Annotated in this window: 5 protein-coding genes; 2 read left to right on the forward strand and 3 right to left on the reverse strand. The window is 43.3% G+C overall.

Annotated elements, in window-relative coordinates; genetic code table 11:
- Positions 1 to 228: 228 nt before the first annotated feature.
- The gene (gene pfkB, locus ACH2DQ_RS01800) at positions 229 to 1140 is read left to right on the forward strand and encodes a 1-phosphofructokinase (protein ID WP_394911937.1); all 912 of its coding nucleotides are present in this window, start codon (positions 229 to 231) and stop codon (positions 1138 to 1140) included.
- Between the two features lie 158 nt (positions 1141 to 1298).
- On the opposite strand, the gene ACH2DQ_RS01805 is transcribed toward pfkB, so the two are convergent.
- Positions 1299 to 2333, reverse strand: coding sequence for a TIM barrel protein (locus ACH2DQ_RS01805; protein ID WP_394911936.1), 1035 nt, complete (start codon positions 2331 to 2333; stop codon positions 1299 to 1301).
- A 259-nt stretch (positions 2334 to 2592) separates the two neighbouring features.
- Here ACH2DQ_RS01805 and ACH2DQ_RS01810 point away from each other — a divergent pair, with 259 nt between their 5' ends.
- Positions 2593 to 3402, forward strand: a complete 810-nt coding sequence (locus ACH2DQ_RS01810; protein WP_395025270.1) for a helix-turn-helix domain-containing protein — start codon at positions 2593 to 2595, stop codon at positions 3400 to 3402.
- 140 nt (positions 3403 to 3542) lie between these two features.
- On the opposite strand, the gene ACH2DQ_RS01815 is transcribed toward ACH2DQ_RS01810, so the two are convergent.
- Complete coding sequence (locus ACH2DQ_RS01815) at positions 3543 to 4670, reverse strand: carbohydrate kinase family protein (protein WP_394911934.1); 1128 nt, start codon at positions 4668 to 4670, stop codon at positions 3543 to 3545.
- Between the two features lie 19 nt (positions 4671 to 4689).
- Positions 4690 to 5631, reverse strand: coding sequence for a ketose-bisphosphate aldolase (locus ACH2DQ_RS01820; RefSeq protein WP_394911933.1), 942 nt, complete (start codon positions 5629 to 5631; stop codon positions 4690 to 4692).
- Positions 5632 to 5924: the final 293 nt, after the last annotated feature.

Consider the following 5924-nt stretch of genomic DNA (forward strand, 5'->3'; position numbering starts at 1 on the left):
GATCAGACCGAACATGGAATTGGAAGTTGAAAGTATATTTGTTTTCCAGTATAATAATAGAGATTATACAAAATCTGGCTGTGAATCCGGAATTCGGGGCAAATATGAATAAGCTGAGTGGAGACAACTGGACGGGCTTATTATAGACGATGACCTGGATGAATAAACGAAGGAATGGCTGGGGGCCCAGGTAGATGTTTGAGGCGCCTGTAGAAGGAGTGAGATGGTATGATTTACACAGTGACTTTTAATCCCGCATTGGATTATATAATGCATATCCAGAATATGAATGCAGGAGAAATCAACAGGAGCAGCTCTGAATACCTGTTTTGCGGTGGAAAGGGAATTAATGTCTCCATTGTGCTCCGGCACCTGGGAAAAGAAAGTGTGGCGATGGGATTCCAGGCGGGTTTTACCGGAAAGGAAATCGTCAGACAGTTGGAAAGCCAGGGAATACATACAGAATTTGTGACTTTGTCCCAGGGCAATTCCAGAATTAATGTGAAAGTAAAAGGAGAAAAAGAAACGGATCTTAACAGTAACGGACCGGATATTACAGAGGATGAATTCCGTGAGCTGCTGAATAAAATCTCCGTTTTGAACGGGAATGATACGCTCGTTCTCGCAGGGAGTATTCCCTCCTGCCTGTCTTCCGATGCTTATCAGAAAATTATGGAACAGCTGGCGGACAGGGAGGTAAAAGTTGTAGTAGACGCGGAGCGGGAACTGCTGGTTAAAACACTGCCGTACCATCCGTTTTTGATCAAGCCGAACCATTACGAGTTAGGCGGCGTGTTCGGTATTTCCTGTACAAATGAGGCAGAAATCATCCGCTGTATCAGAGAGATCCAGAAGATGGGTGCCAGGAATGTACTGGTTTCCAGGGCGGGAGAAGGTGCCATATTCGGTGATGAGGATGGCAGCGTATATAGGGTACAGGCACCAGCCGGAACCGTGAAAAATTCAGTGGGAGCCGGTGATTCCATGGTTGCAGGATTCCTGAAAGGATATGACGCTTCTGTTCTTCAGGCGCTTAAATATGCGGCTGCTGCGGGAAGTGCCACTGCTTTTGCAGATGACCTGGCAGAGGAAGATGATATTCTAAAGCTGCTGCCAGAAATAGTGGTGAGACAGATTTAACAGGGGGCTGAAATACCCCCTGTTACACGATTCAATCACTCAAGTTACGCGATTCAATCACTCAAGTTACGCGATTCAATCACTCAAGTTACACGATTCAATCACTCAAGTTACGCGATTCAATCACTCAAGTTACGCGATTCAAACCATCTGTTACATTATTCAATCCCCATAAGAAGATTCATAACATACATTTCCAGCCCTTCAAAGTCTCTGTTTTCCACGCACTTTTTCTGGAAGCCGTAATCGAAGCGGGCTGCTTTGTCTTCCAGCGCCTGTACAATTTTCAAGCTGTTTTCCAAGTGTTTGTAGCTGTCTTCGTCTGTCGTGGTTCTCATGGCCTTTACATCCAGCCCCACATATTCCCCGTTGGAACCGTAATTATTTTCCATCAGAACTTTTATCTGGTTAAATGCCTGGCGGAGATTTTCCACGCCAAAGGATTTATCCTGGTCAAATTTAATGCCGTTCTGGTCATTTAGATGTACGGTCCATAATTTATTCATTGCCAGTGCAAAGCCAATTTCGTGGGAAGGGTCAAGGCCGGCTAAAATTGCATGGGCACTTTCCAGGTTGCCTCCAACTCTGGAAGGGTCAATTGTTGCTGCGGAGATTGCCATTACATGACCCATGGTGCCGCAGATACTCCGGTCAATCGGCTCGTTTGGCTTGGGTTCAATTACTACACGGATGTTGGAATCGTAGCGCAGCATTTCGTTGATGGCTTCGATTAACTGCCTGGTTGCCCACACCGGGCTTTTGGATTCGGCACAGAGGGTACCTTCCCGTGCCAGCCAGATCACCAGCATATCGGTGCCCAGTTCATTGGCGATATCAATAGACCTTTTTGCTCTCCACATAGCGAAATCCCTGTCTTCTTTGGAAGTGGACATGAATCCGCCGTCAATAGTATGGGGATCCATCCAGAGTCTGGGTGCCACAAATTCAGCAGCCATATTGTATTTGTCCAGCAGCTTTTTCAATTTTCTGGCTTCTTCCTTTATCTCTTCTTCGGTTAATTCATTTAGGTTTGGCACTGCATCGTCATCGTGGAACTGGATTGCAGAGAAGCCCATTTCTGAAAATTTCTTTACCTTTTCTTCAAAAGGAATATCCTTTCTGGTTGCCGGGCCATAGGAATCTGCTCCGGTATGTACGTTCCAGGGTCCTACGGAAAATTTAAATCTTGACATCTTATATCCTCCTTATGTGTTAGTACTTCATACGGCTTGAAACATTTCTGGCAGGATGAAGTAGTAGTGAATCTCGGCATAAATTCGCCGAAACTGGTGTAAGGCGTTTCTTTGCCTGCTATCATGTTTGATAATTCCATTATACTGAAATTAGAATATTTAACTTTCATTTATATGTTGAATTTATATGACTAATTTGCTTTTTCTGCTTTTCATACACAGGACATTCAGGTATACTGTAGATAGACGGAGGTGGCATATGAATAATGAATACGAATTTGTAGAACATAATTTTCTAAATGATATTAAAATATTTATCGTGGAGCTTTCCCACAGAAAGCCTCATTTTCATAAAGAGTTTGAGATTTGTATGGTCCTCTCTGGAATGGTGGAGGTTTTTTGCAATAAACAGACCTATTTATTTTCAGATGGTTCCGTATTTCTCTTTAATCCAAAGCGGCCTCATGAGCTGCATACGGCAAAAGGCAGCACGGTTATCCTGTCACTGCAGATTTCCTCAGGATTTTGTTCCCGGTTTTTTCCGGATATATACAATCTGGAATTTGATTCTGTAGATATTGGAAAATATTTTTCCCAGAAAATAAAATTCATGGTACAAAGAGAAATCCAGGAATGTGCCTACCTGTACTTTTTGCGAAATGCCAATTATGAGTTTAAATGTATGTCTCTGCTCTGTGATATTTTTTACAGGCTGTTATATTACTGCCCGTACCACCGGATTACGGAATTGGAGAGACGCTCCAGGAATGCCCATTTGGAGAGGCTGTCCCGGATCACTAAGTTTATAGATGAGAATTATACCTCTAAGATACTGCTTTCGGATTTGGTAGAATCGGAAGGTCTTTCCCTGTCCTATCTGTCGCATTTTTTCAAAGACAGTTTTAATATGTCCTTTCAGGAATATGTTACCCTGCTGCGTTTTGAGAAGGCCAGATATCTGATTGCACAGACGGACTTGAGCCTGACCGACATCTGTGTCACCTGCGGGTTTTCCGATTACCGCTATTTAAGCCAGATCTTTGTGAAAAAAACAGGCATGACTAAATAGGAATTCCTAAATACGGGGCAGGCAGGGAATCATTATCAGGAAACAGAGGAACGGGAAGCTGCAACTGCCCAGATGTTTCTTGGAGATGCAGAGAGCCTGCGCATATTAGAAAAGCGGCTGTAAAAACAGCCGCCCAATCTCTATACTTTTTCCCATCCCTGATCCATCTTTTTCTTCAGTTCTTCGAAACTTTTCAGACCGCTTAGGGAATCATATGCCGTGACACAGGATGCACCCGTAGCCGTAGCATATTTCATACAGTCTGCCCAGCTGTAGTTATTTAAGATCGCATACAGAAAAGCTGCGATACTGGTATCTCCGGCTCCGGTACCGGAGAGAACTTTATCCGGTTTAAAGCTTGGTTCAAAATGCCTGATGCCCGTCCAGCTCCCGGCATCAAATTCCAGGCGTTCCCCGATTTTCTCCAGGGTTTCACGATCAGAAGATGCCAGGAACAGACCCGGAACGCCGCATTTTAACAATACAATTTTACAGCCCATTGCAAGGAGCTTTTCCGCAAGGGGAACGATATCTTCCTCTACCGACAGGATACTGGTTACATCCCTGCCGGCTGCTCTGGCAATCCATTCCCGGTATCTGGGGCGGTCAATCATATAAGCCAGTTCTTCGATGCTTGGAACAAAAAAGTCTACATAAGGCAGAACTTTTTCCAGAATTGCTTCCCAATCCACCTTGCCGGCTTCGTCATTTTCGTCAACGGCTGCCATATCCAGAGAAGTGGCAACGCCCAGAGATTTTACCCTCTGCAGGATTTTCAGCAATTCACTTCCGCCGTCTGCATACATACTTTTCATCAGAGGAGGATAGCCCAGATGGAAGAGGCGGGCGTCTTTGATGATGTCAAAATCCAGATCCTGCTCATAAAAATAATTATTTGCACCGGAATGGTGCAGGAAAATCCGGTCAATGCCTCTTGGTGCGATTACAACAGAATAAGAAGTATCTTCTTCTTCCGATATACTCATGCTGTTAATGGCATTGTGGGAATTGATCTGGTCGGATACGATACTGCCAAAATCATCATTTCCGATCTTACCCATGAGGCTTACGTTTGCCCCCAGAATTTTCAGTGCCAGACCGGTGTTGGATACGCATCCGCCAATATGTACATCGACTGCTCCCATTTGAATCAGCCGTCCCGGAACCAGCATATCATCTACTTTATTAATTTTAATGTTGGGAAAGTCCGGTGTAATATCAAGACAAATATGTCCTGCCACCACAACACTTGCTTTTTCTTCAGCCATAATTTACCTCCTGTTCTGCTTAATGCAGTTTCTGTAATACTTCTTTTACGATCCGTTCTAAAAATGCGGGATTCATTTCAAGCTCTTTTGCCAGATCGATATTCCGCCCTTTTCCATTGGAACCAAAGAGTTCAATTTTCTTTATTACTTCCTGTTTGGTAGCTTCTACCGCTGCCGGAATTAGATCTATAATGCCTTTATTCATGGACTGGAAGTCCCGAAAAGCTGCCTCCACGGCTGCCACATTAATATCCGTAAAAATGTTTACCTTACTGATCCCTTCCCGGATAGCCATTTTAAAATCCTGATCCGTCAGACCGGAACCGCCATGAAGTACCAGAGGAACCGATATGGTGTTAGCGATGGTGCGGATACGCTCAAAATCCAGTTTTGGAGGAAGCTTGTAGGCTCCATGGGCAGTACCAACTGCAATTGCCAGCGCGTCCACACCGGTTTTTTCAACAAAATCTTTTGCCTGGGCAGGATCTGTATAAAATCTGGAAGGGTCATTTGTGTGGGAATCACCTTCAAAAGAACCTTCATTATCCCCCACATGCCCTAACTCCCCTTCGATAGTCGCCCCGTAGGAATGTGCAATTTCCGCCATCTCTCTGACTTTTCGCACGTTCTCGTCATAGGTGTCGGTAGAACAGTCATACATGATGGAACTAAAGCCAAGTTCCAGTGCTTTGATGCAGGTTTCTTTTTTTAAACCGTGATCCAGATGGATTACAATGGGAACATTTGCTTTCTTCGCCATGGGAATCAGATAATAAGATAATTCTTCCAGGGGACCATAAGGGAAGAGTACTTCTGCAGTTCCCATAATCACAGGAGAACCGGTACTTTCCGCAGCGGCGATAATTCCTCTTGCCAGTTCCAGGTTCACGGCATTAAATAAACCAATGGCATACTTTCCTTTTTTGGCGGGTATCAGTACATCGTTCATATTTACCAGCATTTTATTTACCTCCATAAGTATTGATAAATTTATGTTAAACGGAAACCTTACTTTTGTGTTGTTAAATTAGCTATTTTTAGTAGACTAATTTGCTGTAAATGAAAATAAACGGGGATTTTGACGAACAATGTTGGAAAAATGACAGGATTTGATTATAATCAGTAAATAGTTCATCAATATTTGTTCTTTTATTTTTGCAGATTTATGAGATAATAGAATTATCAAAATTGCAAAAAATGTTTGATCTAAAATTCGGTATTATTGTGTATAAAAATGGAAGAAAAAAGAAGAGG

This window comes from Robinsoniella sp. (genome assembly GCF_034124845.1).

Bases quoted from the DNA above. Each gene is read 5' to 3' on its own strand.
- ACH2DQ_RS01820 (WP_394911933.1), bottom strand. From the start codon at position 5,631: ATGCTGGTAAATATGAACGATGTACTGATACCCGCCAAAAAAGGAAAG.
- ACH2DQ_RS01815 (WP_394911934.1), bottom strand. From the start codon at position 4,670: ATGGCTGAAGAAAAAGCAAGTGTTGTGGTGGCAGGACATATTTGTCTT.
- pfkB (WP_394911937.1), top strand. From the start codon at position 229: ATGATTTACACAGTGACTTTTAATCCCGCATTGGATTATATAATGCAT.
- ACH2DQ_RS01805 (WP_394911936.1), bottom strand. From the start codon at position 2,333: ATGTCAAGATTTAAATTTTCCGTAGGACCCTGGAACGTACATACCGGA.
- ACH2DQ_RS01810 (WP_395025270.1), top strand. From the start codon at position 2,593: ATGAATAATGAATACGAATTTGTAGAACATAATTTTCTAAATGATATT.